The 26189-nt window shown below is 72.7% G+C and carries 21 protein-coding genes; 7 read left to right on the top strand and 14 right to left on the bottom strand.

Annotation, left to right across the window (positions count from 1 at the left end):
- Positions 1-8: 8 nt before the first annotated feature.
- Complete coding sequence (leuS, locus tag ACFQ53_RS10175) at positions 9-2927, top strand: leucine--tRNA ligase (RefSeq protein WP_377859014.1); 2919 nt, start codon at positions 9-11, stop codon at positions 2925-2927.
- A 103-nt stretch (positions 2928-3030) separates the two neighbouring features.
- Here the strand turns inward: leuS and ACFQ53_RS10170 are convergent, their stop codons facing one another.
- Entirely contained in the window at positions 3031-4419 is a 1389-nt protein-coding gene (locus tag ACFQ53_RS10170) for an MFS transporter (RefSeq protein ID WP_377859012.1), read from the bottom strand.
- A gap of 164 nt (positions 4420-4583) precedes the next feature.
- On the opposite strand from ACFQ53_RS10170, the gene ACFQ53_RS10165 reads away from it, so the two are divergent.
- Positions 4584-5897 carry a hypothetical protein gene (locus ACFQ53_RS10165; protein WP_377859009.1) on the top strand — a complete coding sequence of 438 codons (1314 nt, stop codon included), beginning with the start codon at positions 4584-4586 and terminating at the stop codon, positions 5895-5897.
- 93 nt (positions 5898-5990) lie between these two features.
- Here ACFQ53_RS10165 and clpB read toward each other — a convergent pair whose 3' ends face one another.
- On the bottom strand, positions 5991-8738 hold the full coding sequence (clpB, locus tag ACFQ53_RS10160; protein ID WP_377858997.1) for an ATP-dependent chaperone ClpB: 2748 nt from the start codon (positions 8736-8738) through the stop codon (positions 5991-5993).
- Between the two features lie 322 nt (positions 8739-9060).
- Here clpB and ACFQ53_RS10155 point away from each other — a divergent pair, with 322 nt between their 5' ends.
- Complete coding sequence (locus ACFQ53_RS10155; protein ID WP_377858994.1) at positions 9061-10566, top strand: PrsW family glutamic-type intramembrane protease; 1506 nt, start codon at positions 9061-9063, stop codon at positions 10564-10566.
- Here ACFQ53_RS10155 and ACFQ53_RS10150 read toward each other — a convergent pair.
- From ACFQ53_RS10150 to ACFQ53_RS10135, 4 genes are all read right to left on the bottom strand, one after another.
- Positions 10535-11011, bottom strand: a complete 477-nt coding sequence (locus tag ACFQ53_RS10150; RefSeq protein WP_377858991.1) for an RNA-binding S4 domain-containing protein — start codon at positions 11009-11011, stop codon at positions 10535-10537. The two genes, ACFQ53_RS10155 and ACFQ53_RS10150, sit on opposite strands and share 32 nt — an antisense overlap.
- Positions 11008-12501: an amidase gene (locus ACFQ53_RS10145; RefSeq protein WP_377858988.1), complete on the bottom strand. Its 1494-nt coding sequence runs from the start codon at positions 12499-12501 to the stop codon at positions 11008-11010. The genes ACFQ53_RS10150 and ACFQ53_RS10145 overlap by 4 nt, the downstream gene beginning before the upstream one ends.
- Positions 12502-12586: 85 nt before the next feature.
- Positions 12587-13075, bottom strand: coding sequence for a low molecular weight protein-tyrosine-phosphatase (locus ACFQ53_RS10140; RefSeq protein ID WP_377858985.1), 489 nt, complete (start codon positions 13073-13075; stop codon positions 12587-12589).
- Positions 13072-13425 (bottom strand): GNAT family N-acetyltransferase, encoded by a 354-nt coding sequence (locus ACFQ53_RS10135; RefSeq protein ID WP_377858982.1) that lies wholly within the window; start codon positions 13423-13425, stop codon positions 13072-13074. The genes ACFQ53_RS10140 and ACFQ53_RS10135 overlap by 4 nt, the downstream gene beginning before the upstream one ends.
- A gap of 25 nt (positions 13426-13450) precedes the next feature.
- Between ACFQ53_RS10135 and ACFQ53_RS10130 the strand changes: the two genes are divergently transcribed.
- A complete protein-coding gene (locus ACFQ53_RS10130) occupies positions 13451-13816 on the top strand; it encodes a DUF952 domain-containing protein (RefSeq protein WP_152353396.1) in 366 nt (121 codons plus the stop codon).
- Between the two features lie 56 nt (positions 13817-13872).
- Positions 13873-14493, top strand: a complete 621-nt coding sequence (locus ACFQ53_RS10125) for an L-threonylcarbamoyladenylate synthase (protein WP_249480518.1) — start codon at positions 13873-13875, stop codon at positions 14491-14493.
- A gap of 19 nt (positions 14494-14512) precedes the next feature.
- Here ACFQ53_RS10125 and ACFQ53_RS10120 read toward each other — a convergent pair whose 3' ends face one another.
- The 3 genes from ACFQ53_RS10120 to ACFQ53_RS10110 all read right to left on the bottom strand — a co-directional run bounded on the left by ACFQ53_RS10120 (position 14513) and on the right by ACFQ53_RS10110 (position 17089).
- The gene (locus ACFQ53_RS10120) at positions 14513-15913 is read right to left on the bottom strand and encodes an MFS transporter (protein WP_377858979.1); all 1401 of its coding nucleotides are present in this window, start codon (positions 15911-15913) and stop codon (positions 14513-14515) included.
- 160 nt (positions 15914-16073) lie between these two features.
- Positions 16074-16310 carry a hypothetical protein gene (locus ACFQ53_RS10115; protein ID WP_249480520.1) on the bottom strand — a complete coding sequence of 79 codons (237 nt, stop codon included), beginning with the start codon at positions 16308-16310 and terminating at the stop codon, positions 16074-16076.
- A 32-nt stretch (positions 16311-16342) separates the two neighbouring features.
- Positions 16343-17089 carry a gamma-glutamyl-gamma-aminobutyrate hydrolase family protein gene (locus tag ACFQ53_RS10110; protein WP_377858976.1) on the bottom strand — a complete coding sequence of 249 codons (747 nt, stop codon included), beginning with the start codon at positions 17087-17089 and terminating at the stop codon, positions 16343-16345.
- Positions 17090-17239: 150 nt separating this feature from the next.
- Here ACFQ53_RS10110 and ACFQ53_RS10105 point away from each other — a divergent pair, with 150 nt between their 5' ends.
- A complete protein-coding gene (locus tag ACFQ53_RS10105) occupies positions 17240-17980 on the top strand; it encodes a type 1 glutamine amidotransferase (RefSeq protein ID WP_377858973.1) in 741 nt (246 codons plus the stop codon).
- Between the two features lie 50 nt (positions 17981-18030).
- On the opposite strand, the gene ACFQ53_RS10100 is transcribed toward ACFQ53_RS10105, so the two are convergent.
- The 5 genes from ACFQ53_RS10100 to gcvT form a co-directional block, all read right to left on the bottom strand.
- Complete coding sequence (locus ACFQ53_RS10100; RefSeq protein WP_377858970.1) at positions 18031-19176, bottom strand: glycosyltransferase family 4 protein; 1146 nt, start codon at positions 19174-19176, stop codon at positions 18031-18033.
- Between the two features lie 186 nt (positions 19177-19362).
- Positions 19363-20574: a cobalamin-independent methionine synthase II family protein gene (locus tag ACFQ53_RS10095; RefSeq protein ID WP_249480524.1), complete on the bottom strand. Its 1212-nt coding sequence runs from the start codon at positions 20572-20574 to the stop codon at positions 19363-19365.
- An 80-nt stretch (positions 20575-20654) separates the two neighbouring features.
- Positions 20655-23720, bottom strand: coding sequence for an aminomethyl-transferring glycine dehydrogenase subunit GcvPB (gene gcvPB, locus ACFQ53_RS10090; protein ID WP_377858966.1), 3066 nt, complete (start codon positions 23718-23720; stop codon positions 20655-20657).
- Between the two features lie 166 nt (positions 23721-23886).
- Positions 23887-24258: a glycine cleavage system protein GcvH gene (gene gcvH / locus ACFQ53_RS10085; protein WP_377858963.1), complete on the bottom strand. Its 372-nt coding sequence runs from the start codon at positions 24256-24258 to the stop codon at positions 23887-23889.
- Between the two features lie 58 nt (positions 24259-24316).
- Positions 24317-25441: a glycine cleavage system aminomethyltransferase GcvT gene (gcvT, locus tag ACFQ53_RS10080; protein ID WP_377858960.1), complete on the bottom strand. Its 1125-nt coding sequence runs from the start codon at positions 25439-25441 to the stop codon at positions 24317-24319.
- Between the two features lie 122 nt (positions 25442-25563).
- Between gcvT and ACFQ53_RS10075 the strand changes: the two genes are divergently transcribed.
- A complete protein-coding gene (locus ACFQ53_RS10075) occupies positions 25564-26139 on the top strand; it encodes a GNAT family N-acetyltransferase (protein WP_152353406.1) in 576 nt (191 codons plus the stop codon).
- The last annotated feature ends 50 nt before the right edge of the window (positions 26140-26189 follow it).

Here is a 26189-nt window from a genome sequence, read left to right as displayed (position 1 = left end):
AGACATCCATGAGCGAGGCACCCTTCCGCTACACGGCCGAGATGGCCCGGAGCATCGAGGAGCGCTGGCAGGAGCGCTGGGACGAGGACGGCACCTACGACGCCGTGAACCCGGTGGGGCCGCTCGCGGACGGCACCGCCCCCGCGGACCTGCCCGAGAAGATGTACATCATGGACATGTTCCCCTACCCCTCCGGGGTGGGGCTGCACGTGGGCCATCCGCTGGGCTACATCGCGACCGACGTGATCGCCAGGTACCAGCGCACGCTGGGCAGGAACGTGCTGTACACGATGGGCTACGACGCCTTCGGCCTGCCCGCCGAGCAGTACGCCGTGCAGACCGGCACGCACCCGCGCACCACCACCGAGGCGAACATCGCCAACATGCGCCGCCAGCTGCACCGCCTGGGCCTGAGCCACGATCCGCGCCGCTCCTTCGCGACCACGGACCCGGAGTTCGTGAAGTGGACGCAGTGGATCTTCCTGCAGGTCTTCGACTCCTGGTACGACCCGTCGGCCGCGAACGCGGACGGTGTGCGCGGGCGCGCCCGCCCGATCGCCGAGCTGGTCGAGGAGCTGCGCGCGGGCGCCGTCGACCCCTTCGCGCTGGCGGAGCGCCAGGGCATCGCCCTGCCCGAGGACTGGGCGGGGCGCAGCGCCGAGGACCTGACGGAGGCCTCCGAGAAGGAGATCCGCGACCTCGCGGAATCCTTCCGCCTGGCCTTCATCTCCGAGACGCCCGTGAACTGGTGCCCGGGACTGGGCACGGTGCTGGCGAACGAGGAGGTCACCTCCGAGGGCCGCTCCGAGCGCGGCAACTTCCCGGTCTTCACGCGGACCCTGCGCCAGTGGAACATGCGCATCACGACCTTCGCCGACCGCCTGCTCGAGGACCTGGACCGCGTCCAGTGGCCCGAGGCCGTGCGCTCGATGCAGCGCAACTGGATCGGCCGCTCCCACGGCGCCCAGGTCGCCTTCGGCATCGAGGGCCGCGACGGGGACGGCGCGGGCTTCGAGGTCTTCACGACCCGGGCCGACACGCTGTTCGGCGCCACCTTCTGCGTGCTGGCCCCCGAGCACGCCCTGCTGAGCGACGTCGACTCCCTGCCGGAGGCATGGCCCGAGGGCGCGAAGGACGCGTGGACGGGCGGCGCCGCGAGCCCGCGCGAGGCCGTGCGCGCCTACCAGCAGCGCGCCGCCGCGGCGGGCGAGGAGGACCGCACCGCCGAGGACCGGGAGAAGACCGGCGTGTTCACCGGCCTGTTCGCCGTGAACCCCATGGACGGCCGCCGCCTGCCCGTGTTCACCGCGGACTACGTGCTCACCGGCTACGGCACCGGCGCGATCATGGCCGTGCCCGCGGAGGACGAGCGCGACTTCGCCTTCGCCGACCGCTTCGAGCTGCCGATCATCCGCACCGTCCAGCCGCCCGCCGACTTCGAGGGCGGCGCCTGGACCGGCGAGGGCGCGAAGATCAACTCGCGGAACGACGAGCTGGACCTGGACGGCCTGGACAAGGACGAGGCCAAGCGCCTGGCCACCGAGTACGCGACCGCGAAGGGCTTCGGGCGCGCCCGCACCACCTACCGTCTGCGGGACTGGCTGTTCTCCCGTCAGCGCTACTGGGGCGAGCCCTTCCCGATCGTCTACGACCCCGCCGATCCGGAGACGCCGATCGCGCTGCCCGAGAGCATGCTGCCCGTCGAGCTGCCGGAGGTCACGGACTTCTCCCCGAAGACCTTCGACCCGATGGACGCCGAGACCGAGCCGCAGACCCCCCTCTCGCGCGCGACCGAGTGGACGCACGTGACGCTGGACCTGGGCGAGGGCCCCAAGGAGTACCTGCGCGAGACGAACACGATGCCGCAGTGGGCGGGCTCGTCCTGGTACCAGCTGCGCTACATCGACCCCTCGGACGGCGCCCACGCGGTCGAGCCGGACAACGAGCGCTACTGGATGGGCCCGCGCCGCGAGGGCGACGTGGGCGGCGTCGACCTGTACGTCGGCGGCGTCGAGCACGCCGTGCTGCACCTGCTGTACGCGCGGTTCTGGCACAAGGTGCTGTTCGACCGCGGCGTCGTCTCGAGCCAGGAGCCCTTCCACCGCCTCATCAACCAGGGGTACATCCAGGCCTTCGCGTACACCGATGCGCGCGGCATGTACGTCCCGGCCGACGAGGTCGTCGAGGAGTCCGACGGGACCTTCACCCACCAGGGGGAGAAGGTCACCCAGGAGTACGGCAAGATGGGCAAGAGCCTGAAGAACGCCGTCACCCCGGACGACATGTACGACGAGTACGGGGCGGACACCTTCCGCGTGTACGAGATGTCGATGGGCCCGCTCGAGGACTCCCGCCCGTGGGAGACCCGGGCCGTCGTCGGCTCGCAGCGGTTCCTGCAGCGGCTGTGGCGACTGATCGTGGACGAGGACAGCGGCGAGCTGCGCGTGAGCGAGGACCCGGCCGACCTGCCCACGAAGCAGGCGGTGCACCGCACGATCGACGGCGTCTCCCGCGACATGGAGACCTTCGGGTTCAACACGGCCATCGCGAAGCTCATCGAGCTGGTCAATCAGCTCACGAAGTCGGGGGCCTCCCCGCGCGAGGCCGTCGAGCCCCTGGTGATCATGCTCGCGCCCTTCGCCCCGCACCTGGCGGAGGAGCTGTGGACGCGGCTGGGCCATGGGGGCACGGTGACGCGCGAGCGCTTCCCCGAGGCCGATCCGGAGCTGGTGAAGGCCGATGCCGTCACCTGCGTGGTCCAGATCAAGGGCAAGGTCCGCCACCGCCTCGAGGTCGATCCCGAGATCGGCGAGGACGCCCTGCAGGAGGCCGTCCTCGCCGAGGCGCGGGTGCAGGAGCTGATCGGGGACGCCGAGATCCGCAAGATCATCGTGCGCGCGCCGAAGCTCGTGAACATCGTCGTCTGATCACGACGGGCCGACGGGGCACGATCCCCGTCGGCCCGCCGCATCAGCGCCCGGGGCCCTGAGGGGCCTCACGGCGCGACCGCGCCGCGCGGGCCCAGCGTCGTCACCGGGTCGCCGTCGACACGCCCGAGGCGCCCTCGACGGAGGCGGAGCCGACCTCGCGCAGGTCCTTGCCCCTGGTCTCGGGCAGGCACAGGACGATGGTGAGCGTGGAGATCACGAGCAGCGCGATCGCGTAGATCCCGAAGGCGATCTGGCCTCCGGTGCCCGAGCCCGCGTGGGTCGAGACGAAGGTGTTCACGTACGGCGCGGTGCCGCCGAACACGGCGATCGCGATCGCGTAGGGGATGCCGAAGCCGCTCGTGCGCTCGGCGGTCGAGAACATCTCCGCGTACATCGCGGGGGCGTGGGACAGGAAGCCGGCCAGGAGCGCGAGCTGCACGCAGATCGCGAGGACCAGCTGCCAGAACTCGCCCTGGATCAGCAGCACCAGCGGGATGTAGGCGATCGCGGAGCCCAGCAGGGCGATCACCGCGCAGGTCTTGCGGCCCACGCGGTCCGAGGCGATGCCCCACAGAGGCAGGGCGATGATGAGCACGATGTTGCCGATCATCGAGGCCTCGAACGCCTCGGAGTCGGAGTAGCCGAGGTTCTGCTGGGCGAGCGAGGCCATCGAGACCGACCACACGTAGTAGCAGACCGTGAGGCCCGCGGTCATGCCGATGACGATGAGCCCGGTGCGCCAGTTGCGCGCGAGCGCGAGCCAGACGTTGGCCCTCGAGCCGCTGGCCTCCTGCTGGGCCTTGCTCTCCTCGAACACCTCGGACTCGTCCATGGAGCTGCGGATCCAGAGGGCGACGAGCCCCAGGACGGCTCCGCCCGCGAACGGGATCCTCCAGCCCCAGGCGCTCATCTGCGCCTCCGTGAGCGCGCCGGAGAGGACCAGGCCGACGACGAGCCCCGCGAGCAGCCCCAGCGTGCCCGTGACGTAGATCGAGCTGGCCCAGAAGCCCCGCCGGTTCCGCGGCGCGTGCTCGGCGAGGTAGGTCTGGGCGCTGGGCAGCTCGCCGCCATGGGCGAGGCCCTGGACGAGACGCGCCACGAGCAGCAGGGCGGAGGAGGCGACGCCGATCTGGCTGAAGGTGGGCAGCAGCGCGATGAGCAGGGAGCCTGCCGAGGCGCACAGCACGGCGATCGTCAGGCCGTGCTTGCGGCCGATGCGGTCGCCGATCCAGCCGAAGACGACGCCGCCGAAGGGCCGTGCGACGAAGCCGACGGCGAAGATCGCCATGGTCGCCAGGAAGTCCGAGGCCTTGTTGTCCCCGTTGAACGCCTGCGCGGAGAAGTACACCGCGAAGCTCGCGTAGATGTTCCAGTCGTACCACTCGAGGGCGTTCCCGATCCCCGTGCCGAGCAGGGTCTTCAGCGTGGACTGTGCGGGCTGCGCGGGCCGGGCGCCGGCGCCTCCCGGTGTCGTGGGGTGCGTGGTCATGCCGCCCAGGGAAGCACGCGCGGAGGGCGGCACGCGGAGGTTTCTGCCCTTCGGACCCGCGGACGCGGAGCTCCACGATCCCCACGAGTCCTCCCCACCGCGAGTTCTCCACAGCGGCGCCGCTCCCCCGGCGGCCGCGGTCGCATCTGCGTAGCGTCCGCGGCATGAGTGGATTCCTGGGATGCGACACCGTGCAGATGCAGCAGCTCGCCCGGCGGTTCGAGAGAGCCGCCTCGGGTCTGGAGACGCGGGCGGGCGTGCTCGACGCCGCCGGAGGTCTGCGGTGGGAGGGGCCCGATGCGGAGACCTTCCGCGCCGCTGCGGCGAACGCGGGGCGGCAGGTGCGCTCGCGCAGCGCGAGGCTGCACGCCCTCGCTGATGACCTGCGCTCCCAGGCCGATGAGCAGGAGCGGGCGAGCAGGGCCGAGGGAGCGGGCGGTGCCACGGCCGGGACGGACGCGGCGGCGATCGGGCCGGCGGTCGGCGGGGCCCGGATCGGCCCGGGCTCCGAGGACGACGGCCTCGATCTCGGCGCGATGGCGCGCAACGATCTCTTCGACCTGTTCGAGGACGCGACCGGGCTCGACGAGGACGATGTGCGCGATCTCGTCGAACCGCACCCGCTGGGATACGGCGATCCGGAGGGCATGAGCCGCTGGGTGAACGAGACCTCCTCCAAGCTCGCGAAGAAGCTCTTCGAGCTCACCCAGCGCCCGGTCCCCGGCTGGCTGGCTCCCGGGAAGCCCTTCGCCCATCCGATCGACCCCGGTCTCGCGGATGCGGTGCGGGAGAGCGCGGCGGCTCTCAACGCACCGGTGCGCCCCCATGATCCGTCCTTCGACCTCGATGCGGCCCATGAGCAGCAGGGGTCGGAGCTGCGGCACTCGCTGCTCGCGCGCGTGCCCTATGCCGGCGAGGCGCAGGCCGCGCTGGACGCCCGGGACAGCGTCCAATCGATGCGCGGGCGGATGGAGACGTTCGCGAACGAGCACGGCCTCGGCGAGGCGACGGCTCCGCTGTTCGCCGCCATGCGGCTCTCCCATGCACCCGACGAGGCGCTGTTCGGCGAGAAGTCCTCCGTCGGCTCGATGCTGTCCGGCACGGACCAGCTCCTCGGCGGCGTCCTGCAGACGAAGGACGAGGTGGGCGGCGCCCTGGGCGCGGGGGATCTCCCGGGCGCGGCGCGGGCCATGGAGACCGGCGCCTACCGCGAGCTGGGGATCGCCGCGCACACCGCGACGTCCACGCCGATCTCCTCCTTCGGTCCGATGGTCTCGACCCAGCTGGAGGCGGAGGCCGACATCCTGGACTCCCCGGTCTTCCAGGGCACGGGCATCGACGGCGACGCGCTGCGCGCCCGCCAGCAGGAGGTCGACGGATTCGTGGAGGACTTCGAGCGCCGCAGGACCAACCTCACCGACACCGAGCCGCTGCTGGAGATGCGCCGGCGGGTCGCCCCCATGCCCTGGGACGAGTGAGGCGCACGCCCCCGACGCGGCAGGACCCCATCCGCCGTGATGGCGGACGGGGCCCTGCTGACCGGGTGGTTCATCCCCGCGGAGCGCGGGTGCTCATCGCAGCGCGTCCTCGTCCTCGCCGCCGAGGTCGACGTCCGAGAGGTCGACCGGGGCCTCGGTGTCCCGCGGGGCGGAGGTGTCCTCGAGGATCGCGTCCTCCGCCTCCCGGGCCTCGGCATCGGACTCCTGCTCGTCGCCGTCCTCGGCGGAGCCGACGACGTGCAGCTCGAGGGCCGACCCGTCGGCCGCGACGCCCGCGGAGACGTGGTCCCCGTCGTGCACCGTGCCGCGCAGGATCATGCGCGCCAGGGCGTCGCCGATCTCCTTCTGCACGAGCCGCTTGAGCGGTCGCGCCCCGTAGAGCGGGTCGAAGCCCTCGTCGGCGAGCCACTGGGTCGCGGCGTCGTCGACGTCGAGGGTGATCCGGCGCTCGGCGAGCCGCGCGGAGACCGAGGCCACCTGCAGGCGCACGATCCGGGCGAGCTGCTGCCGGTCCAGGGCGTCGAACATGATGACGTCGTCCAGGCGGTTCAGGAACTCGGGCTTGAAGCTCGCCCGCACGACGTTCATGACGTTCTCGTGACGCTCCTTCTCGCTGAGCGCCTGGTCCTGCAGGAAATGCGCACCCAGGTTCGAGGTGAGGATCAGGATCGTGTTGCGGAAGTCCACCGTGCGGCCCTGGCCGTCGGTCAGGCGGCCGTCGTCGAGGACCTGCAGCAGGATGTCGAAGACGTCCGGGTGGGCCTTCTCGATCTCGTCCAGCAGCACGACCGTGTACGGGCGGCGGCGCACAGCCTCCGTGAGCTGGCCGCCCTCCTCGTAGCCGACGTATCCCGGAGGGGCGCCGACCAGACGGGAGACGCTGTGCTTCTCCCCGTACTCGGACATGTCGATGCGGGTCATCGCGCGCTCGTCGTCGAACAGGAACTGCGCGAGCGACTTGGCCAGCTCGGTCTTGCCCACGCCCGTCGGTCCCAGGAACAGGAACGATCCGGTGGGACGGTTCGGGTCGGCGATGCCCGCGCGGGCACGGCGCACGGCGTCGGAGACCTCGGTGACGGCCTGGCGCTGCCCGATCAGGCGCTCCCCGATGATGTCCTCCATGTCCAGGAGCTTCTGCGTCTCGGACTGCAGCATGCGCCCGGCGGGGATGCCGGTCCAGTTGGAGACCACCTCGGCGATGTCGTCGGGGCCCACGCGGTCGGAGACCAGCGGGCGGGACTCCTCGGCCTCGCCCGAGGCCTCGACCTCCTCGGCGTCCACGAGCTGGCTCTTGAGCGCGGGGATGTCCCCGTACAGGATCTTCGAGGCCGCGGTGAGGTCGCCCTCGCGCTGGGCGCGGTCGGCCTGCATGCGCAGCTGCTCGAGCTGGGCCTTGAGGTCGCCGACCTTGTTCAGCCCGGCCTTCTCGCGCTCCCAGCGCACCGAGAGCTCGTCCATCTTCTCCGTGCGGTCGGCGAGCTGGCCGCGCACCGATCCGAGCTGCGCCTGGCTGCCGGGATCGTCGCTGCCCTGCAGGGCCAGCTCCTCCATTTTCAGACGGTCCACCTGGCGACGCAGGATGTCGAGCTCCACCGGCGACGAGTCGAGCTCCATGCGCTGGCGCGACGCGGCCTCGTCGACCAGGTCGATCGCCTTGTCCGGCAGCTGACGGCCCGAGATGTACCGGTCGGAGAGCGTCGCGGCGGCGACCAGCGCGGCATCGGTGATCGAGACCTTGTGATGGGCCTCGTACTTGTCCTTGAGCCCGCGCAGGATCGTGATGGTGTCCTCGACGCTCGGCTCGCCGACGAAGACCTGCTGGAAGCGGCGCTCGAGGGCCGGGTCCTTCTCGATGTTCTCGCGGTACTCGTCGAGCGTGGTCGCGCCCACCATGCGCAGCTCGCCGCGGGCGAGCATGGGCTTGAGCATGTTGCCCGCGTCCATCGAGCCGTCACCGCCGCCGCCGGCGCCGACGACCGTGTGCAGCTCGTCGATGAACGTGATGATCTGGCCGTTCGACGTGCGGATCTCGTCGAGGACGGCCTTCATCCGCTCCTCGAACTCGCCGCGGTACTTCGAGCCGGCCACCATCGAGGACAGGTCGAGGGAGATCAGGGTCTTGTCCCGCAGGGAGGCCGGGACGTCGCCCGCGACGATGCGCTGGGCGAGGCCCTCGACGACGGCGGTCTTGCCGACGCCGGGCTCGCCGATCAGCACCGGGTTGTTCTTGGTGCGGCGGCTGAGCACCTGCACCACGCGGCGGATCTCGGCGTCGCGGCCGATCACCGGGTCGAGTTTGCCCTCGCGGGCCTGCTCGGTGAGGTCGAGGCCGAACTTCTCCAGGCTCTCGAAGGTCGATTCAGGGTTCTCCGTATCCATGGGGTTCTCTCCGATCAGTGCAGGAAGGGCATCGCGCAGCGTGCGGGGCGTCGCGCCGAAATCGGCGAGCAGCCGTGCGGCGTCGTCCTTGCCGAGCGCGATGCCGATCAGGAGGTGCTCGGTGGACAGATGGGTGCGGTCGGCATCGTCGGCCTCGCGGCGCGCCGCCTCGAGTGCGTCGTACCCGCTGCCGACGAAGGTCGGATGGGTGTCGCTGCCGCTCACGCGCGGCAGTGCGTCGATCGCCCGCTGGGAGCGCTCGACGATGCGGTCGGGGTCCGCCCCGACCTTCTCGAGCAGGGCGCGCGCGATGCCGTCCTTCTGCTGGGCGAGAGCCCACAGCAGGTGGATCGCGAGGACCTGGGGGTTGCCGAGCTCCGCCGCCCGTTCGGCGGCCTGGGCCACGGCTTCCTGGGAACGGGTGGTGAAGTGGAACTCCACAGTCGCTGCCTCCGGTTCGTGGATGGTCGATTCCGGGCCGCTGCGACGATCACGCCCGCACGCGCGCTCTCGATGAGGCGCACTGCGGGGCACGATCCCTCGCGACCCGACATGAGATGCAACGTCAGGGAAGTTGAGTCTATTCCGCTCAACCCTGGTCTCCCCGTGGCCTGCCTCACGATACTCGCGCAGGGTGTCGGGGCAGCCGCCGTCGTCCACAATCGTCGGCCCTCCCCCGTCACGGATTCCCCCTCCCGGTAGCATCGGCACTCCGGCGCCTCCTCGGCTCCCGCCCGCCGTTCCCGTTCCCCGCGAGGACCCCATGACGCATCCGCCGTCCGCACCGCAGCCCCCGCAGCAGCCTCCGCAGCGGCGCCCCCTCCAGCCCCCGCCGCGGGAACAGCAGCCGGTCCCCCGGGAGCAGCCGGCACCCGGGCAGCGGAGCGGCGGGCAGCAGCAGGCCGGCGGGCAGCAGCAGGCCACGGGCCAGGACCCTGCGCCGCAGGGCCGCCCGGGCGCGCAGAGCCAGGGGCCGCCCGGCGGCCAGTACGTCCACTACGAGCTGCCGCGCCTGTACGACACCTCGAGCCGTCCCGCAGGTCCGCTCACGCGCGCCCGCTTCGCTCCCGCACCGGCGCAGCGCCCGCAGCAGGAGCAGCCGGATTCGGCGTGGGCGACGCAGACCCGCCGCATCCAGGAGGTCCAGCAGCAGCCGAAGGCGGGCATGCCGCTGCCGATCGTGCTGGGCTGGATCCTCGCGGTGCTCCTGGGACTCGGGCTGCTCGTGCTCCTCACCCTGCTCTTCCTCCTGTACGTGCTGGAGGGCTCGAGCCCCGGCGCCTGGGTGCTCGAGGCCGTCCTCGCCTCGTTCTCCCTCGTCGTCATCATCGGGGTGATCGTGCTCGCGGACCGCTGGGATCCGCAGCCGATCCCTCTGCTGATCAGCGCCGTGCTGTGGGGCGCGGCAGCCGCCGCGGGCACGGCGTACGTGGTCAACTCGGTCGTCTCGATCCTCGCCTACCAGGCGACCGGCGACGAGGGCGCCGCCTCGTTCGTGGGGGCAGTGATCAGCGCTCCCTTCACCGAGGAGAGCGCGAAGGGCCTCGGCCTGGTGGTGCTGTTCCTGGTGGGGCGGCGCTACTTCAACGGTCCGCTCGACGGCCTCGTGTACGGGGCCCTCATCGGGGGCGGATTCGCGTTCACCGAGAACATCACCTACTACGGGAGCGCCTGGGACCACGGCGCCGTCACGACCGTCGCGTCGACCGTGGTGATCCGGGGGGTCATCGGCATCTTCGGCCACGCCATCTACACGTCCCTGACCGGCGTGATCATGGGGCTCGTCGCGCGCAAGTGGGGCACCGTGCCGGGCGCCCTCGTCTTCTTCGTGGCGACGTGGCCGGGCATGTTCCTGCACTGCATGTGGAACCTGTCCTCGTTCCTGTTCCCCGACCTCGAGGGCCTGATCATCATGCTGCTGCTCGAGTTCGTGCTCTCGGCCCTGTGGCTCGGCCTGATCGCCGTGCTGGTCTGGGACGAGTCGCGCCTGACGCGCGTGCGCCTGGGCGAGTACGCGAACCTCGGCTGGCTCACGCACGAGGAGGTCACGATGCTGGGCACCTGGAAGGGACGTCGGGAGGGCCGCTCCTGGGCGCGCACGATGGGCGCCCTGCCCGTCATGAAGCGCTTCATCCGGGAGTCGGCGGAACTTGCCGCCACCCGCCAGCGACTGCTGGCCGACGGGGCGAGCCCGAAGGCCACCGCGCACGAGAGGCAGCTGCTGGACCGTCTCACGGTCAATCGCCGCGAGCTGCTCTCCCGGGCCTGAGGTCGACTGAGGTCTCGCCGAGGGCGTCGACGGGATCCACCCCGCGACCGCGCAGGCGGTCCATCTCCCGCCGATCCTTCTTGGTGGGCCGGCCGGCGCCGCGGTCGCGGCGGGGCGGCGCCGCGAGCAGCTGCGGCGCGGGCTCGGGCGAATGGTCCTCGTAGGCCTCGCGGGCGACGGGCGCACCCACCCGCTTCTCGAGCAGGCGGGTGACCACGATGATCCGCTCGCGTCCGGGGCGACGCACCCGCAGCTCGTCACCCACGGAGATCCGCTGCGAGGCCTTCACGAGGTCGCCGTCGCGGCGCACGTGCCCGCCGCGGCAGGCCGCCGTGGCGGCCGAGCGGGTCGGGAACAGGCGCACGCTCCACAGCCACACGTCCACGCGCACCGCCGTCGGACCCGTCGCGCCCGATGCCCCGGTCGGCCCCTGCCCGCCGCTCACGGGACGTCGACCTCGCGCACGAGCGGCCAGGGATCGGCCTGCTCCAGCTGGGCGGCGAGCGCGAGCAGCAGCTCCTCGTCGCCGCCGCGCACGGCACCCAGCTGCACGCCGAAGGGGAGCTCGACCCCGTCGATCTCCTCCCGGTGAAGGGGTACGGACATCGCCGCGCGCCCGGTCATGTTCCAGGTGCTCGTCCAGGGGGTGAAGGCGCACTGGGCGTCGAAATCGGCCTCGGGGTCCTCGAGCTGGAGCTCCGCGGGGAACGCGGGCGGGGCGGCGAGGGACGGGGTGATCACGACGTCGAGGCCGTCGAAGGCCTCCCCCACCTCCCGGGCCAGCATCTGCATCCCCGCGAGCGCGCCGGTGACGGCGCGGCCGTCGTACTCGCGCCCGCGCTCGCGCAGCCAGCGGGTGAGCGGCAGCAGCAGCGCCTCGGCCTCGGGCGGGAGGTCCAGGGCGGCGGCGCCGACGGTCCACAGCGGCATGAACGTGCGCCAACGCGTGGTGTCGAAGGGCGCGGGCACCGCCGTGACCTCGTGTCCGAGCGCGCGCAGCAGGGAGCTCGCGCGCTCGACGGCGCGCAGCGCGGCCGGGTGCACGTCGGTCGCGATCGCGAGGGGCTCGGTGAGCACGCCGATACGCAGTCCCGTCCGGCTCCCTCCCTCGCCGGGGAGCCCGCCTGCGGCCTGCTCGAGCGGTGCGAGATAGCCCCCGCGAGGGGGGCATCGGCCCCAGGCGTCGCCGGGACGCACGCCGGCGATCAGATCGAGCCCGAGGGCCGCGTCGCGCACGGTGCGGGCGAGGATGCCATCGGTCACCAGCCCCGGCCCCTCGGCGCCGTGCGGCCCCGGGGACACGAGCCCGCGCGAGGGCTTGATCCCCACGATGCCGCAGCAGGCGGCGGGGATGCGTATCGAGCCGCCGCCGTCGGATCCCTGGGCGATCGGCACGATGCCGCTGGCGACGGCCGCGGCCGCTCCCCCGCTCGAGCCGCCGGCGGTGCGGCGCGTGTCCCAGGGCGTGCGGGCGGGGGCCGTGGTGGCCGGCTCGGTGTAGCAGGGCAGGCCGAACTCGGGGGTCGTCGTCTTCCCGATGGTCACGGTGCCCGCGTCGAGGATGTCCTGGGCGACGCCGTCGGTGACGTCCGCGCGGGTGCCGACGAGGACCGCGCTGCCGGCCTCGAAGGGTTCGCCCTGGATGCGGGTGAGGTCCTTGATGGGCAGCGGCACGCCGAGCACGGGACGGGACCGTGCGAGCTCCTCCCGGGCGGAGCCCCCGTGCGCGGCGGCGAGCTCCCGGGCGGCGGTCTCGGCCTGGGTGCGGCTGCGCTCCTCGAGCAGATGCGCGAAGGCTCCGACACGGGGGCCGACGGAGCGGGCCTGCGCGAGGACCCTCTCGGTGTGCTCGCGGACGTCGACCTCGCCGTCGCGCAGCGCGCGGGCGAGAGCGAGGGTGTCGAGGCGGAGGGGATCCGCCGCGGGCATCGTCATCGGAGATCCTCCTGCATCGCGGGATGCCAGGGTCTCACGCGGGCGCCTCGTCCGGTGCGCCCGATGTCCGGCGCGGGGAGGGCGCTCAGCCGCGGGCGGGGAGGTGACCGCGCACGTGCTCGACGATGCCGCGGGAGGCAGCCTCGATCTTGCGCGCGGTGTCCTCGAAGTCGCTGCTGTCGCCGTACCACGGGTCGCGGATACCCAGGTCCTCCGGGGCCTCGGGATCGAACTCGCGCAGCATGCGCAGGCGCTCGGAGACGCCGCGCCCGCCGATCCGCTCGAGCGGCCCGACGTGATCGTGGTCCAGGGCCAGCACCAGGTCGACCTCGCGCAGCTCCTCAGGCGTGACCTGCCGCGCCCGGTGGCCGGAGGGGTCGAATCCGAGCTCGCGCAGTTTCTCCCCGGCCCGAGGATCGATGGGTTCGCCGGTCTCCCAGCTCGTGGTGCCCGCGGAGGAGATCTCGACCTGGTCCGCCAGGCCCTCGTCCTCGAACGCGCCGCGGAGCATGTACTCCGCCATCGGCGAGCGGCAGATGTTGCCAGTGCACACGGTGATGATCCTGAAGGTCACGCGTCGCCCTCCCCCGGCTCGCGGCCGGCCTCATCGGTGGGGCGCTGCGTCGAACGGGCCCCTGCGGGATGACGCTCGAGGTAGCCGCGGGCGAACCAGCAGGTCGCCTCGACGTCCAGGCCCTCCTCGGCGGTCTCGGCGAGAGCCTCCCGCACGAGCGCGGTGCCGATGCCCTGGCCCCCGTGCTCCGGGGAGACGACGGTCGAGCGCAGATCACGCGCGCCCTCGGCACTGCCCGGTCCGTACTGGAGGACGCCCACCAGGCGGTCGTCCAGCAGCGCCTCGAACCTCTCCCGGTCCGCCGCGTGCGCGATGCGCAGTCCCTCGACGATCCGTCCCCGTGCTCCCATGGGGCATCACGGTACACTGCCGGTCATGCCCGCGCCCCTGATCTGGCACATCACCGAACGCTCCTCCTGGGACGCGGCGGTGCCCACCGGGCGCTACACGTGCTCCACCCGCGGCCGCAGCCTCGCCGAGGTCGGCTTCATCCACGCCTCCTGGCCCGAGCAGATCTCGATGGTCGCCAAGCGCGTCTATCCGGATCGGCCGACGGACCTGGTGATCCTCGAGATCGACGTGCAGCGCGTCGAGGCCGCGGGCATCGCCGTGGACGTGGAGGAGGACTCCCGCGGCACCGGCCGCTCCTATCCGCACATCCGCGGCCCCGTGCCGATCAGCGCCGTGGTCCGCCTGCGCCGCACCAAGTGGCTGGGCCGGGAGTTCGTGGTCGTCGCCTGAGCGCGCCGCGCGAGGCGCCCCTCCCCCGTCGGCCCCCGCCGGACGTAGCATCGGGCATGGCCCGATATCTGGACATCCATCCCGTGGACCCGCAGCCGCGCCTCATCGAGCAGACGGTGCGCGTGCTGCGCGACGGCGGGCTGATCGCCTACCCCACCGACTCCTGCTACGCGCTGGGCTGCGCCCTCGAGGCGCACGAGGGGCTCGAGCGCATCCGCCGCATCCGGCAGGTCGGCTCCGACCACGACTTCACGCTCGTCTGCTCGGACTTCGCGCAGCTCTCGCAGTTCGTGCTGGTCTCCAACCCCACGTTCCGCCTGGTCAAGAACCTCACGCCGGGGCCGTACACCTTCATCCTGCGGGCCACCAAGGAGGTGCCCCGCAGGATGGCCCACCCGAAGAAGAAGACCGTGGGAGTGCGCATCCCCGACAGCCGCGTGGACCGGGCGCTCGTGGAGGCCCTCGGCGAGCCGATCGTCTCCTCGACGCTGCTGCTGCCGGGCGAGGAGACCCCTCCCTCGCAGGGCTGGCAGGTCCAGCAGGCGCTGGACCCTCAGCTCGACGTGATCATCGACTCCGGGGACGTGGGCACGGAGCCCACGAGCGTCATCGACCTCACCGGGGACCTCGCCGAGATCCGTCGCGAAGGGGCGGGGGACCTCTCTCTCCTGCAGTGAACCGCGCGCCCCGGCGCGCTCAGGCCCGGGCCCCGGCCTCCGTCGTCGGCGCCGTGCGCGCGGAGAGCACTCCGGAGAACACGAGGATCCCGAGGGCGTAGAGCGGCACGAGCCACAGCGCGAAGCGCAGGGTGAGCGCGTCGGCGAGGGCGCCGACGATCGGCGGCGTCACGAAGAAGCCGATGCGGGCGAACCAGCCGACCACGGTGATGCCGAGGCCGTGCGGGACGCCCTCCATCTCGTCGGCCGCTCGGAACGCCGCGGGGAACAGGGTCGCGATCCCCCAGCCGGCGCACGCGAAGCCGATCAGCGCCGTCGCCGGGTGCGGGAAGATGAGCGCCATGGCCATGCCTGCTCCGCTGAGCAGCGCGCCGATCCGGGCCGTGAGACGGTCGCCGAGGCGGTCCACGACCCCGTCGCCGAGGAAGCGGCCGACGGTCTGCGCGCCCTGCAGGGCGACGAAGGCGAGGCCCGCGAGGAACGGCGTCGCCTCGAAGGTGTCGCGCATGAACAGGGCGCCCCAGGTGTTGCCGGCGTCCTCGGTCGCTCCCGCGAACACGAGCACGAGCCCGAGCGCCGCGATCAGCAGCAGTCCGCGCAGGGTGCTCGCGCGCGTCACCCCGGTGCCCGTCGTCGCGCCGGTCCCGGTCGTCGCGTCGCTGCCCGTCGCAGAGTCCGCCCCGGCCGTCTCGCCCGTGCTCGCCGTCTCCCCGCCCAGCGCCTCCTCGGTCGCGGCCGCAGGGGCCGCGGCGGAGGCGGCGGACGGGGCGGCGAGTCCTGCCTCGAGGGCCGCGGGGCGACGTTCGGTGGAGTCGTGGCCGGTGAGGAGGAATCGCCTGCTGCCCAGGGCGAGGGACCCGAAGAGGACGAGGCCCACGAGGCCCTGGATCCACAGCGGCACCGCGAGCTGGGCGCAGACCGAACCGAGGATGCCGCCGGTGACGGCGCCGAGCGACCACCAGCCGTGATAGCTGTTGAGGATCGAGCGCCGGTACCGGCGCTCGACGCGCATGCCGTGGGCGTTCATCGAGACGTCGGTGATCGAGTCGCTCGCGGCCGCGAGGAACAGCGCGGCGGCGAGCCACAGCCAGGTCGCCGAGGTGTAGACGAGCAGGTGGACGGTGCTCGCGACGACCTGGAAGGCGACGGCCACCCTCGCGGAGCCGAAGCGGGCCATGAGCGGGGCCGCCAGGAGTCCGGCGGCGAGCCCGCCGATCGGTCCCAGGCCCACGGCCAGGCCGAAGGACCCGTTGGACAGGCCGATGGACTCCACGAGCTGCGGGTAGCGCGGGAGGATCGCGCAGAACGACGCCCCGTTGAGGAAGAAGATCAGTGAGACCGCCCAGCGCGCGCGGCGGGCGTCGGCGGCGACGGGGACGCGGGAGGTGCGGTGCGGGTGCGAGGAGCGGGACGAGGTCACGGTCACCCAGGTTTCCGGATCGGTGCGGCGGTCGGAGCGAGAACGGGCCCCGCTCTCCGGCGGCGGAGAGCGGGGCCCGTCGGCGCGGTGCGGAGCCCTGCGGCGGGCCGAGGCCCTGCGGCGGGCGCCGCGCGCGTTCAGCGGTGGCGCGGCTGCGGACTCAGCGCAGCAGCGCGGGTATCGCCTGGAAGGCGAGGAACAGGGAGAGGATGCACATGAGCAGCCCGATCACGAAGAGGAACCACGCGATCGTGTAGAGGCTCATGACCCACAGGCCGGCGATGAACAGGCCGAACACGACGATGAACAGCACCCAGGTCACCACGGGATTGTGGGTGGAGGGGGTGCTGGCCTCCTCACGGGGCTGCTGCGTGTGCGGGTCGGTGGCGGAGCTCATCATTCCTCCAGGGGGTACGGCGGGGACGTCCCTCATCCTAGACCAGCACGGGCCCCGTCCGCGCATGAGGGCACGCTGCCGATCGCGGTGACGAGCGCCTCGAACAGCCCGTCGCCCTCGCGGTCGAGCTCGGGGTGCCACTGGACGGCCAGGACCGGGGATCCGGCGGTCGCCTCGAGGGCGAGCGGGAGGCCGCTCGCGTGACGGGCGACGGCGCGCAGGCCCTCGCCCACGGTGCGCACGCCCTGGTGGTGGAAGGCGGTGACCTCGGGACGGGTGCCCACGGCGAGCGCCGTGTCGCTCGCGGCATCCACCTCGGCCTCGACGCGGGTCGGACGCTCCCCGGTCACGGGGTGCTGCGGGAGGTCCGCGGGGAGGTGCTGGTGGAGGTCGCCGCCCTCGGCGACGGTGATGATCTGCAGGCCGCGGCAGATGCCCAGGACGGGCAGGCCCACGCGGCGTGCGGCCCGGTAGAGCGAGGTCTCGAAGGCGTCGCGCTCCGGGGCGGGCGTCATGTCGGTGTCACGGGCCTCCGCGCCGTACAGCACGGGGTCGAGGTCGGCGCCGCCGCTGAGGACGATGCCGTCGAGCTCGGCGAGCTCCTCGTCGGTCCACGCGTCCTGCGGGGCGAGGATCACGGGCCGCGCGCCGGCGCGGCGGATCGCTTCGACGTAGTGCTCGGTGAGCACCACCGCCACGTGGCCCTCCCAGGCGCCGGACATCAGGCGGGACGTCCCAGCGGTCACGCCGATGAGCGGGCGACGAGTGCGCTCGGCCATGAGAGGTCCTTCCTGTTCGATGCCGGTGTCCGGCGAGTGCAGTGCTGTGGGGCCGGTCTCGGTCGGGCCGACGGAGCCCATATCACTCCCCCGCGCGGCGCCCGGTCCACGTGTGTGGCCGAATGTGACGGGCTCTGGTAGGAATCCCCCATGTCGCCAGAGAACCCGGATCCCTCCCCCGCCCTGGACCTGCCCGAGGTGCTCGTCATCGAGCACGAGACGGACTGCCCTCCCGCGGTGCTCGCCGAGGTGCTCGAGGCCGAGGGCGTGACCCTGCGTATCGTGCGCGCGCACCGGGGCGAGCAGGTGCCGGACGAGCTGCGGGGCGTCGAGGGGCTCGTGGTGCTCGGCGGCGGCATGGACGCCGACGACGACTCCGGTCATCCCTGGTTCCCGGCGGTGCGGGCGCTCGTGCGCACCGCGCACGACCGCCGCGTGCCCACCCTGGGCATCTGCCTGGGTGCGCAGCAGCTCGCCCTCGCCCTCGAGGGCGCCATGGGCCGCCGCGCGGTCGCGGAGGTCGGGATCCTGCCCGTCGTGCCGACCGCCGAGGGCAGGGAGGATCCACTGATCGCCGCGCTCGGCGACGACCCGAGGGTGCTGCAGTGGCACCAGGATCAGATCACCTCGCTGCCGCCGGCTTCCCGGCTGCTCGCCTCCGGGACCGACGGCGCCGTGCAGGCCTTCGTCACCGAGGACCTCGCGTGGGGCGTGCAGTTCCACCCCGAGGTGACCCCGGAGGTCGTGGGCCGCTGGGCGGAGACGAGCGATCTTCTGCCCGAGGGCGTGACGCCCGCGCAGGCCGCAGCGGCCGTCGCGGAGGCCGAGGCCCCTCGCGAGAGCTGGCGGGCGCTGCTCGCGGCCTTCGCCCGCATCGTCCGCGGCGACTGACGCCGCGCTGCGGCGCGGGCGCTGGACCTCGGGAGCTCGGCCCCGCGCGCTCAGCCCAGGGCGAGCACTCCGGCGTTGGCGAGGATGGCCTGCTCGTAGTGTCCGTGCAGCTGATCGGCGAGCACGCTCCAGGAGCGCTCCCGCACGGAGTCGAGGGCGGCGCGGCCCATGGCCTCGCGCTTGGCGTCGTCGAACAGCAGGTCGGCGCTGCGGGCGCGCAGCTCGGCGAGATCGCCGGGCGCGTACAGCCAGCCGGTGCGGCTGGGGTCGATGAGGTCGATGGGGCCGCCGGCGCGAGGGGCGATCGCGGGCAGACCCGAGGCCATCGCCTCCTGGATGGTCTGGCAGAAGGTCTCGTGCTCGCCGGGGTGGATGAACAGGTCGGCGCTCGCGAGATGGGCGGCCAGGTCGGCGCCGCGGCGGAATCCCACGAAGCGGGCGCGCGGCATGGACTGCTCGAGATCGGCGCGCTCCGGCCCGTCGCCCACGATCACCAGGCGCACTCCGGGCATGTCGTGGACCACGCGCAGGTCGCGCACCTGCTTCTCGGGCGCCAGGCGCCCCACGTAGGCGATGATCCGCTCCGAGGGGTCGGCGAGCTCGTCGCGGAGGGCGCGGGAGCGCGCCGTCGGACGGAACTGCTCGGTGTCCACGCCGCGGCCCCAGAGACGGATGCGCGGGATCTGGTGAGCGGCGAGCAGGTCGCGGGACGCGGTCGACGGGGCGAGGGTGAGGGTCGCGCGCTGGTGGACGTCGCGCAGGATCTGCCAGCAGGCGTTCTCGAGGAAGGGCAGTCCGTAGGCGGCGGCGAAGCCGGGCACGTCGGTCTGGTAGACGGCGACCACGGGCAGGTCGAGCTGGCGGGCGGCGATCACGGCGCGTCCGCCGAGCACGATCGGCGAGGCGAGATGGACGACGTCGGGCGCGTGGGCGGCGATGGTGCGCCGCAGGGAGGTCGCGCTCACGGTCGCCACGCGGATCCCGGCGTAGCCCGGGAGCGGCAGGGACGGCACCTCGTGGATGGGCACCCGCGCACCGCATGCGGTGGTCAGGGAATCCGGAGCGCCCGCGTGGTGGGGCGCGATCACGGAGACGTCGTCCCCGCGGGCGGTCAGCTGGTCGGCCATGTGCAGGACGGAGCCGGTCACGCCGCTCATGTGCGGCAGGAACGTCTCGGCGATGACGAGTATCCTCACGCGCTCAGCGTGTCCCGCAGTGGGATACCGCAGGACACGCCGGCGTGACGTGTCGGCGACGTTCTTGCGAACGTCGGCCGAGGATCGGACCGGTACGGACCGGTACGGACAGCTCCGATCGGTCAGGAACCGGCCGGCCGGTCCGAGCCGGGTCGGGCCCGGACTGGGAACCAGTCTGAGCGACTCTCAGAGCCTCGCGGAGGCGATCGCGGCGCCCTGCACGAGCGAGTCGAGCTTGGCCCAGGCGATGTCCGGGTGGATGCGCCCGCCGAGTCCGCAGTCGGTCGAGGCGATCACGCGCTCGGGGCCGACGAGCTTCGCGAAGCGCTCGATGCGCTGGGCGACCAGTTCCGGGTGCTCGACCACGTTGGTGGAGTGGGAGACGATGCCGGGGACGATGACCTTGTCCTCGGGCAGCTCGAGGTCCTCCCACACGGTCCACTCGTGCTCGTGGCGCACGTTCGCGGCCTCGAAGCTGAAGTACTTGGCGTCGATCTCGAGCATCGTGGGCGCGAGGTGCGCGAACTCGAGGTCGGTGGTGTGGGGTCCGTGCCAGGAGCCCCAGCACAGGTGGAAGCGGACCTGCTCGGCGGGGATGCCCTCGAGGGCGCGGTTGACCGCGTCGACGCGCTTGCGGGTGAAGGCGAGGTAGTCCTCGACGGTGGGCTCGGGGTTGATCTGGTCGAAGTTCTCGGCGATCGAGGGGTCGTCGATCTGCAGCAGCAGCCCGGCGTCGGCGATGGCGCGGTACTCGGGACGCATGACCTCGACCCACGCGTCGAGGAAGGCGTCGACGTCGCCGTAGTGGTCGTCCTGGATGCGGCTGCCCGATCCGGGCGAGAGGGTGTTGAGGAATCCCTGCTCGATGCCGTGCGCGCCGAGCGCCTCGCGCAGGTTCGCGGCGTCCTGGGCGACCAGCTCGCGTCCGAGCTCGGTGAAGGCGACCTCTCCGGTCGCCGCGGGGAACACGTGCTGCTCGCCGAGCGAGATCCCGGAGGCCGGGTCGGCGTAGGCGTCGGCGAAGCGCACCCAGTCGCGGCGGTCCGCGAAGGAGGTCAGGCGCACGTCGCCGGGCGCGGAGCGCACGGGCTCCTGGCTGCGATGGTCCACGCCCGTGATCTGCAGTCCGCTCACGCGGTCGAAGACGTAGCTCCACCAGGTGCCGTAGTTGTAGGCCGATCCCATGGCGTGGCCGTACTCGCCGTCGTTGGGCACGGAGATGCCCACGCGCTGCTGGCGCGCGACGATGTCGTCGACCGCGGAGGCGAGGATCTGGCGGAACTCGTCGGTGATGATCGGCGTGACGCCGTCATCGGCGACCTCGCGCCGCGCGTTGGCCTCGATGAGCTCGGGCGTGCGCGGGAGGGAGCCGGCGTGGGAGGTGAGGATCTCGGTCATGACCGCAGGCTACGGGTGCCGACTCGCCCGGCCGAAACCGGATGACACGCGGGTTCATGCGGCCGCGGGACCGCGGCGCCTCAGGACTCCGCGTACGCCTCGGGGCTCTGGCAGGTGCACACGAGGTGGCGGTCGCCGTAGGCCTGGTCGACGCGGCGCACCGGCGGCCAGTACTTCGCGGCGATCCGCATCTGCACGCTGTCGTGGCGGCGGCCCTGCGCGATGCTCTCCCGCGAGGCGTGCACGCCCGGGTAGACGGCGATCTCCCGCGAGTAGGGGTGCTCCCAGTCGTCCCGGGCGATCGCCTGCGCGGTGTGGGGCGCGTTCACCAGCGGATTGTCGTCCTTCGGCCAGGCGCCCGAGGCGACCTGCTCGGCCTCCTCGGCGATCATCAGCATCGCGTCGACGAAGCGGTCCAGCTCCGGCAGGTCCTCGGACTCGGTGGGCTCGACCATGAGCGTCCCCGCCACGGGGAAGGACATGGTGGGCGCGTGGAAGCCGTAGTCGATGAGGCGCTTGGCGACGTCGTCGACGGTGATCCCGGTGCGCGCGGTGAAGGGGCGCAGGTCGAGGATGCACTCGTGGGCGACGAGCCCGTTCTCCCCGCGGTAGAGGATGTCGAAGACGTCCTTCAGGCGCGCGGCGACGTAGTTCGCGGCGAGCACCGCGGAGGCCGTCGCGTGCCGCAGGCCCGCCCCGCCCATCAGGCGGATGTACGCCCACGGGATCGGCAGGATCGACGGCGAGCCGTAGGGGGCCTGGGAGACCGGGGCGCCGCCGTGGACGGTCGCGGGGTGCCCGGCGACGTAGTGCTCGGGGTTCTGCATGAGCGGGTGGCCCGGCAGGAAGGGCGCGAGGTGCGCCTTGGCCGCGACGGGGCCGACGCCCGGGCCGCCTCCCCCGTGGGGGATGCAGAAGGTCTTGTGGAGGTTCAGGTGGGAGACGTCGCCGCCGAACTCGCCGGGGCGGGCGACCTCGACCATGGCGTTCATGTTCGCGCCGTCGACGTAGACCTGGCCTCCCGCGTCGTGCACGAGCTCGCACACGGTGCGCACCTGCTGCTCGTAGACGCCGTGGGTGGAGGGGTAGGTGATCATGATGGCGGCGAGCTCGTCGCCGTGGTCCTTGATCTTCTGCTGGAGGTCGTCGACCTCCACGTTGCCCTCGGCGTCCGAGGCCACGACCACGACGCGCAGGCCCGCGAGGACCGCGGAGGCGGCGTTGGTGCCGTGGGCGCTCGCTGGCACGAGGCACACGGTGCGCTCGGAGTCGCCGCGCGAGAGGTGGTAGGCGCGGATCGCGAGCAGCCCCGCGTACTCGCCCTGGGAGCCGGCGTTCGGCTGCAGGGAGACGGTGTCGTAGCCGGTGATGTCGGCGAGGAAGCGCTCGAGGGAGTCGATGAGCTCGAGATACCCCTCGACGTCCTCGCGCGGGGCGAAGGGGTGCACGGCGGCGAACTCCGGCCAGGTGATCGCGCTCATCTCGACGGCGGCGTTGAGCTTCATGGTGCACGAGCCCAGCGGGATCATGCCGCGGTCCAGCGCGTAGTCCTGGTCGGAGAGCCGTCGCAGGTAGCGCATGAGAGCGGTCTCGGAGTGGAAGGAGGAGAACACCGGATCGGCGAGGTAGGCGCTCGTGCGGTGCAGCTCGGCGGGCCAGCCCGCGCCGATCTCCGGGAGCCCGTCCTCGTCGAGCGCATCCGGGGTCTCCGACCCGTCGGCCGCAGCCTCGGTCGTGGTCACGAGCGGCCCGGCCCCGCCGGCCGCGATCCCGCCGGGGACCGAGGACTCCGCGGGCGCGAAGCCGTCGATGACGCCGACGAGGGCCTCGAGATCGCCGGCGTCGGTGGTCTCGTCGAGGCTCAGGCGCAGGGTGTCGGCGTCGACGACGCGGACGAGGTAGCCGGTCTCGGCGAGCGCGGAGGCGATCTCCTCGGCCCGGCCAGGGACGGCGACGGTGAGGGTGTCGAAGAAGGCGTCGTGCGCGAGGGGGAAACCGCTGCGGGCGAGCGCGGAGGCGAGGTCCGCGGTGCGCGCGGCGACCTGCCGGGCGATGCGGCGCAGTCCGTCGGGCCCGTGGTGGACCGCGTACATCGAGGCCATCACGGCCAGCAGCACCTGGGCGGTGCAGATGTTGCTGGTGGCCTTCTCGCGGCGGATGTGCTGCTCGCGGGTCTGCAGGGCCAGGCGCAGCGCGGGATTGCCCTCGGCGTCCTGGGAGACGCCCACGAGACGGCCGGGCAGCTGGCGCTCGAGGCCCTTGGCGACGGACATGAAGCCGGCGTGGGGGCCGCCGAAGCCGAGCGGCACCCCGAAGCGCTGGGAGGAGCCGACGGCGACGTCCGCGCCGAGCTCCCCGGGCGGGGTGAGAAGGGTGAGGGCGAGCAGGTCGCTCGCGAGGATCATCTTGCCACCGGCGGCGTGGACGGCCTCGGCGAGGGGCTGCGGGTCCCACACCAGGCCCGAGGCGGCGGGGTACTGGGCGAGCACGCCGAAGGCGCCGTCCGCGAGGGCCTCGGCGGCGGAGGCCGGATCCTTGAGGTCGGCGCTGACGAGCTCGATGCCCACGGCCTCGGCGCGGCCGCGCACCACGGCCTCGGTCGCGCAGAACACGTCCTCGTCGATGACGAAGCGGGCGACCTTCGCGCGGGTCGCGCGCCGCGCGAGCAGCATCGCCTCGGCGGCGCTCGTGGCCTCGTCGAGCATCGAGGAGTTCGCGATCGGCAGGCCGGTGAGGTCGGCGATCACGGTCTGGTAGTTCAGGAGCGCCTCGAGGCGGCCCTGGGAGATCTCCGGCTGGTAGGGCGTGTAGGCGGTGTACCAGGCGGGGTTCTCCAGCACGTTGCGCTGGATGGCCGCGGGGGTCACGGTCCCGTAGTACCCCTCCCCCAGCAGCGGCGTGCGCACCGTGTTGGCGCGCGCGAGCCCGCGCAGCTCGGAGAGCACCTCGGCCTCGCTCGCCCCGTCGCCCAGGGCGTCGTCGGTGTTGGGATCCAGCAGGATCGTCCCGGGCACGGCGGCCTCGAGCAGGGCGTCGAGGTCCTCGACGCCGACGGCCTCGAGCATGCGGCGCTGGGCATCGGGATCCGTGCCGACGTGGCGGTGGACGAAGGCGTCGTGGGGGAACGGGCTGGCGGTGCTGGTCATCGACGTGTGTCGCCTCATCGGGTGTCGCGGATGGGAGGGGTGCTGCGGTGCGGCCGGGCCCTGCGCCGAGGGTCCTGGCCGGAGCGGCCGACGGGCGGACCGAGGGATCGGGCGGCCCGTGGCCAGGGGACGACGGGACGGCGCGCACGCGGCCCCGTCCGCCCGGTCACTCGCCGACGGAGTCCTTGTACTCGGCCTCGTTCATGAGGTCCGGGGGCAGGGAGAGGAAGGAGGCCTTGACGAGCCATCCGTCCTCGAACGGGGAGGAGTTCACGAGCTCCGGCGAGTCGACGACGGCCTGGTTGACCTCGGTGACTGTACCGTCGAGCGGGGCGAACAGGTCGGAGACGGACTTCGTGGACTCGATCTCGCCCATCTCGGTGCCGGCGCTGATGCTCGCGCCGACCTCGGGCAGGTCCACGTAGACGACGTCGCCGAGCTGGCCGGCGGCGAAGTCGGTGACGCCGATGACGGCGATGCCGTCCTCGCCGACGCGGACCCATTCGTGGTCCTTGCTGTACAGGAGTTCGTTGCTCATGGTCGGTCCTTCCGGGACGGGGCGATGGTGGGGCTGGGAGCGGGAGCGGGAGCGGCGGTCAGGAGCGGCGGTAGAAGGGCAGGGCGGCGACGGTCGCAGGCAGGTCCTTGCCGCGCACGTCGATGACGACCTCCGTGCCCTCGGCCGAGGCCGAGGGGTCGAGGTAGGCCATGGCGATGGGGTGGCCGAGCGTCGGGGAGAGCACGCCGGACGTGATCTCGCCCAGGTCCTGGCCCTGTGCGTCGCGCACACGGGCGCCCGCGCGCCCTGCCCGTCGGCCCTCGGCGACCAGGCCCACGAGCACGGACCTCCCGCTGGGGTCCGAGGCCTCGACGGCCGCGCGGCCCACGAAGTCGCCCTTCGAGGTGAGGGCGACGATCCTTCCCATGCCCGCCTGGGCGGGGAGGGTGTCGCGGCCCAGCTCGTGGCCGTACAGCGGCATCCCGGCCTCCAGGCGCAGGGTGTCGCGGCTGGCGAGGCCGCAGGGGGTGAGCTCGGCGCCGCCGGCGGCGACGACCGTGTCCCACAGGGCGCGCGCATGGGAGGAGGGGACGTAGAGCTCGAAGCCGTCCTCGCCGGTGTACCCGGTGCGGGCGACCAGCAGCTCCTCGCCCTCGAAGGCGCCCGCGAGCACGCGGTAGTACTTGAGCTCGGCGATCTCCTGGACGCTGACGCCGGTGCGCGCCCCCACGAGGGCGCGGGTGACGATGTCGGCGCTCGCAGGGCCCTGCACGGCGATGAGGGCGACGTCGGCGGAGCGGTCGCCGACCTCGACGTCGAGCCCCGCGCTGCGCTCACGCAGCTGCTCGGCGACGACGTCGGCGTTGGAGGCGTTGGCGACCACCAGGAAGCGCTGCTCCCCCAGGCGGTAGACGATGAGGTCGTCGACGATCCCGCCGTCCTCGGCGAGCATGAGCGAGTACTTCGCGCGACCTTCCGAGATGCCGGACAGCTTGCCGGCCAGGGCCCGATCCAGGGCCTCTCCGGCGCCGGGGCCGACGAGCTCGATCTCCCCCATGTGGCTGAGGTCGAAGATGCCCGCGTGCTCGCGCACCGCCCTGTGCTCGGCGAGATCGGAGCTGTAGCGCACGGGCATCTGCCATCCCGCGAAGTCCGTGAACGTCGCGCCCAGCTCCTCGTGCACCGCGTGCAGCGGGGTGGTGCGCTCCATGGCCTCGGGCATCTGCTCTCCTGATTCGTGCGGGGCTCTCCCTCGCAGGTGGGAGGGGTGAGCCGGGAGATCCACAACCGCGTCCTCGCGGCGCGGATCTCACTGTACCGGGGCCGGGCGGGTAGGCTGGCACGGTGACTCGGGAAGGTACGTGGGAATGGCCGATCACGATCCGCGGGCAGCGTGTCGTGATCCGCGCCCCGCACGACGGCGACCGCCCGGAGATGATCCGGCTGATGACCGACCCGATCACCCGCGAGTACCTCGGAGGGTCCGTCGACTACGCGTCCCGCCAGGCCCTCGAGCTGTCCCCGCTGGGGCTGAGCTGGGGGCACTGGGTGATCGACCGTGCCGACGACGAGGACCGCATGATCGGGTCCATCACCCTGGACTACGACCGCGGTGAGCTCGAGCTCTCCTACGCCCTGCTGCCCGAGGCCACCGGCCAGGGCCTCGCGGCGGCCTCGTGCCGCCAGCTGCTGGCCTGGGCGCAGGAGAACCTCGAGGACGACCACGTCATCGCCGTCACGCAGACCCGCAACAAGCGCAGCGTGGCCCTGCTGCAGCGCCTGGGCTTCACGGTGCGCCGCGGTCTCGAGGAGTTCGGCTCCCAGCAGCTGATGATGGAGCGCTCCCTGGAGACCGCCCTGCCCAGCGCCGAGGAGATCGCCGCCTTCGTCCCGCCCCACGCCCCCGCGTCCTGGCGCTGAGCGCCGAAGCACTCCCCGCCGTCCGTCGCCCGCCGCTCCGCACAGCACCC

Source organism: Brachybacterium sp. NPDC056505 (assembly GCF_042794925.1).
GTDB lineage: Bacteria > Actinomycetota > Actinomycetes > Actinomycetales > Dermabacteraceae > Brachybacterium > Brachybacterium kimchii.
This window is presented reverse-complemented; position numbering and strand designations above follow the sequence as displayed.

Coding starts and splice junctions, on each gene's coding strand:
- leuS (WP_377859014.1), top strand. CDS start 9: ATGAGCGAGGCACCCTTCCGCTACACGGCCGAGATGGCCCGGAGCATC.
- ACFQ53_RS10170 (WP_377859012.1), bottom strand. CDS start 4,419: ATGACCACGCACCCCACGACACCGGGAGGCGCCGGCGCCCGGCCCGCG.
- ACFQ53_RS10165 (WP_377859009.1), top strand. CDS start 4,584: ATGAGTGGATTCCTGGGATGCGACACCGTGCAGATGCAGCAGCTCGCC.
- ACFQ53_RS10155 (WP_377858994.1), top strand. CDS start 9,061: ATGACGCATCCGCCGTCCGCACCGCAGCCCCCGCAGCAGCCTCCGCAG.
- ACFQ53_RS10145 (WP_377858988.1), bottom strand. CDS start 12,501: ATGACGATGCCCGCGGCGGATCCCCTCCGCCTCGACACCCTCGCTCTC.
- ACFQ53_RS10135 (WP_377858982.1), bottom strand. CDS start 13,425: ATGGGAGCACGGGGACGGATCGTCGAGGGACTGCGCATCGCGCACGCG.
- ACFQ53_RS10130 (WP_152353396.1), top strand. CDS start 13,451: ATGCCCGCGCCCCTGATCTGGCACATCACCGAACGCTCCTCCTGGGAC.
- ACFQ53_RS10125 (WP_249480518.1), top strand. CDS start 13,873: ATGGCCCGATATCTGGACATCCATCCCGTGGACCCGCAGCCGCGCCTC.
- ACFQ53_RS10115 (WP_249480520.1), bottom strand. CDS start 16,310: ATGAGCTCCGCCACCGACCCGCACACGCAGCAGCCCCGTGAGGAGGCC.
- ACFQ53_RS10110 (WP_377858976.1), bottom strand. CDS start 17,089: ATGGCCGAGCGCACTCGTCGCCCGCTCATCGGCGTGACCGCTGGGACG.
- ACFQ53_RS10105 (WP_377858973.1), top strand. CDS start 17,240: ATGTCGCCAGAGAACCCGGATCCCTCCCCCGCCCTGGACCTGCCCGAG.
- ACFQ53_RS10095 (WP_249480524.1), bottom strand. CDS start 20,574: ATGACCGAGATCCTCACCTCCCACGCCGGCTCCCTCCCGCGCACGCCC.
- gcvPB (WP_377858966.1), bottom strand. CDS start 23,720: ATGACCAGCACCGCCAGCCCGTTCCCCCACGACGCCTTCGTCCACCGC.
- gcvH (WP_377858963.1), bottom strand. CDS start 24,258: ATGAGCAACGAACTCCTGTACAGCAAGGACCACGAATGGGTCCGCGTC.
- gcvT (WP_377858960.1), bottom strand. CDS start 25,441: ATGCCCGAGGCCATGGAGCGCACCACCCCGCTGCACGCGGTGCACGAG.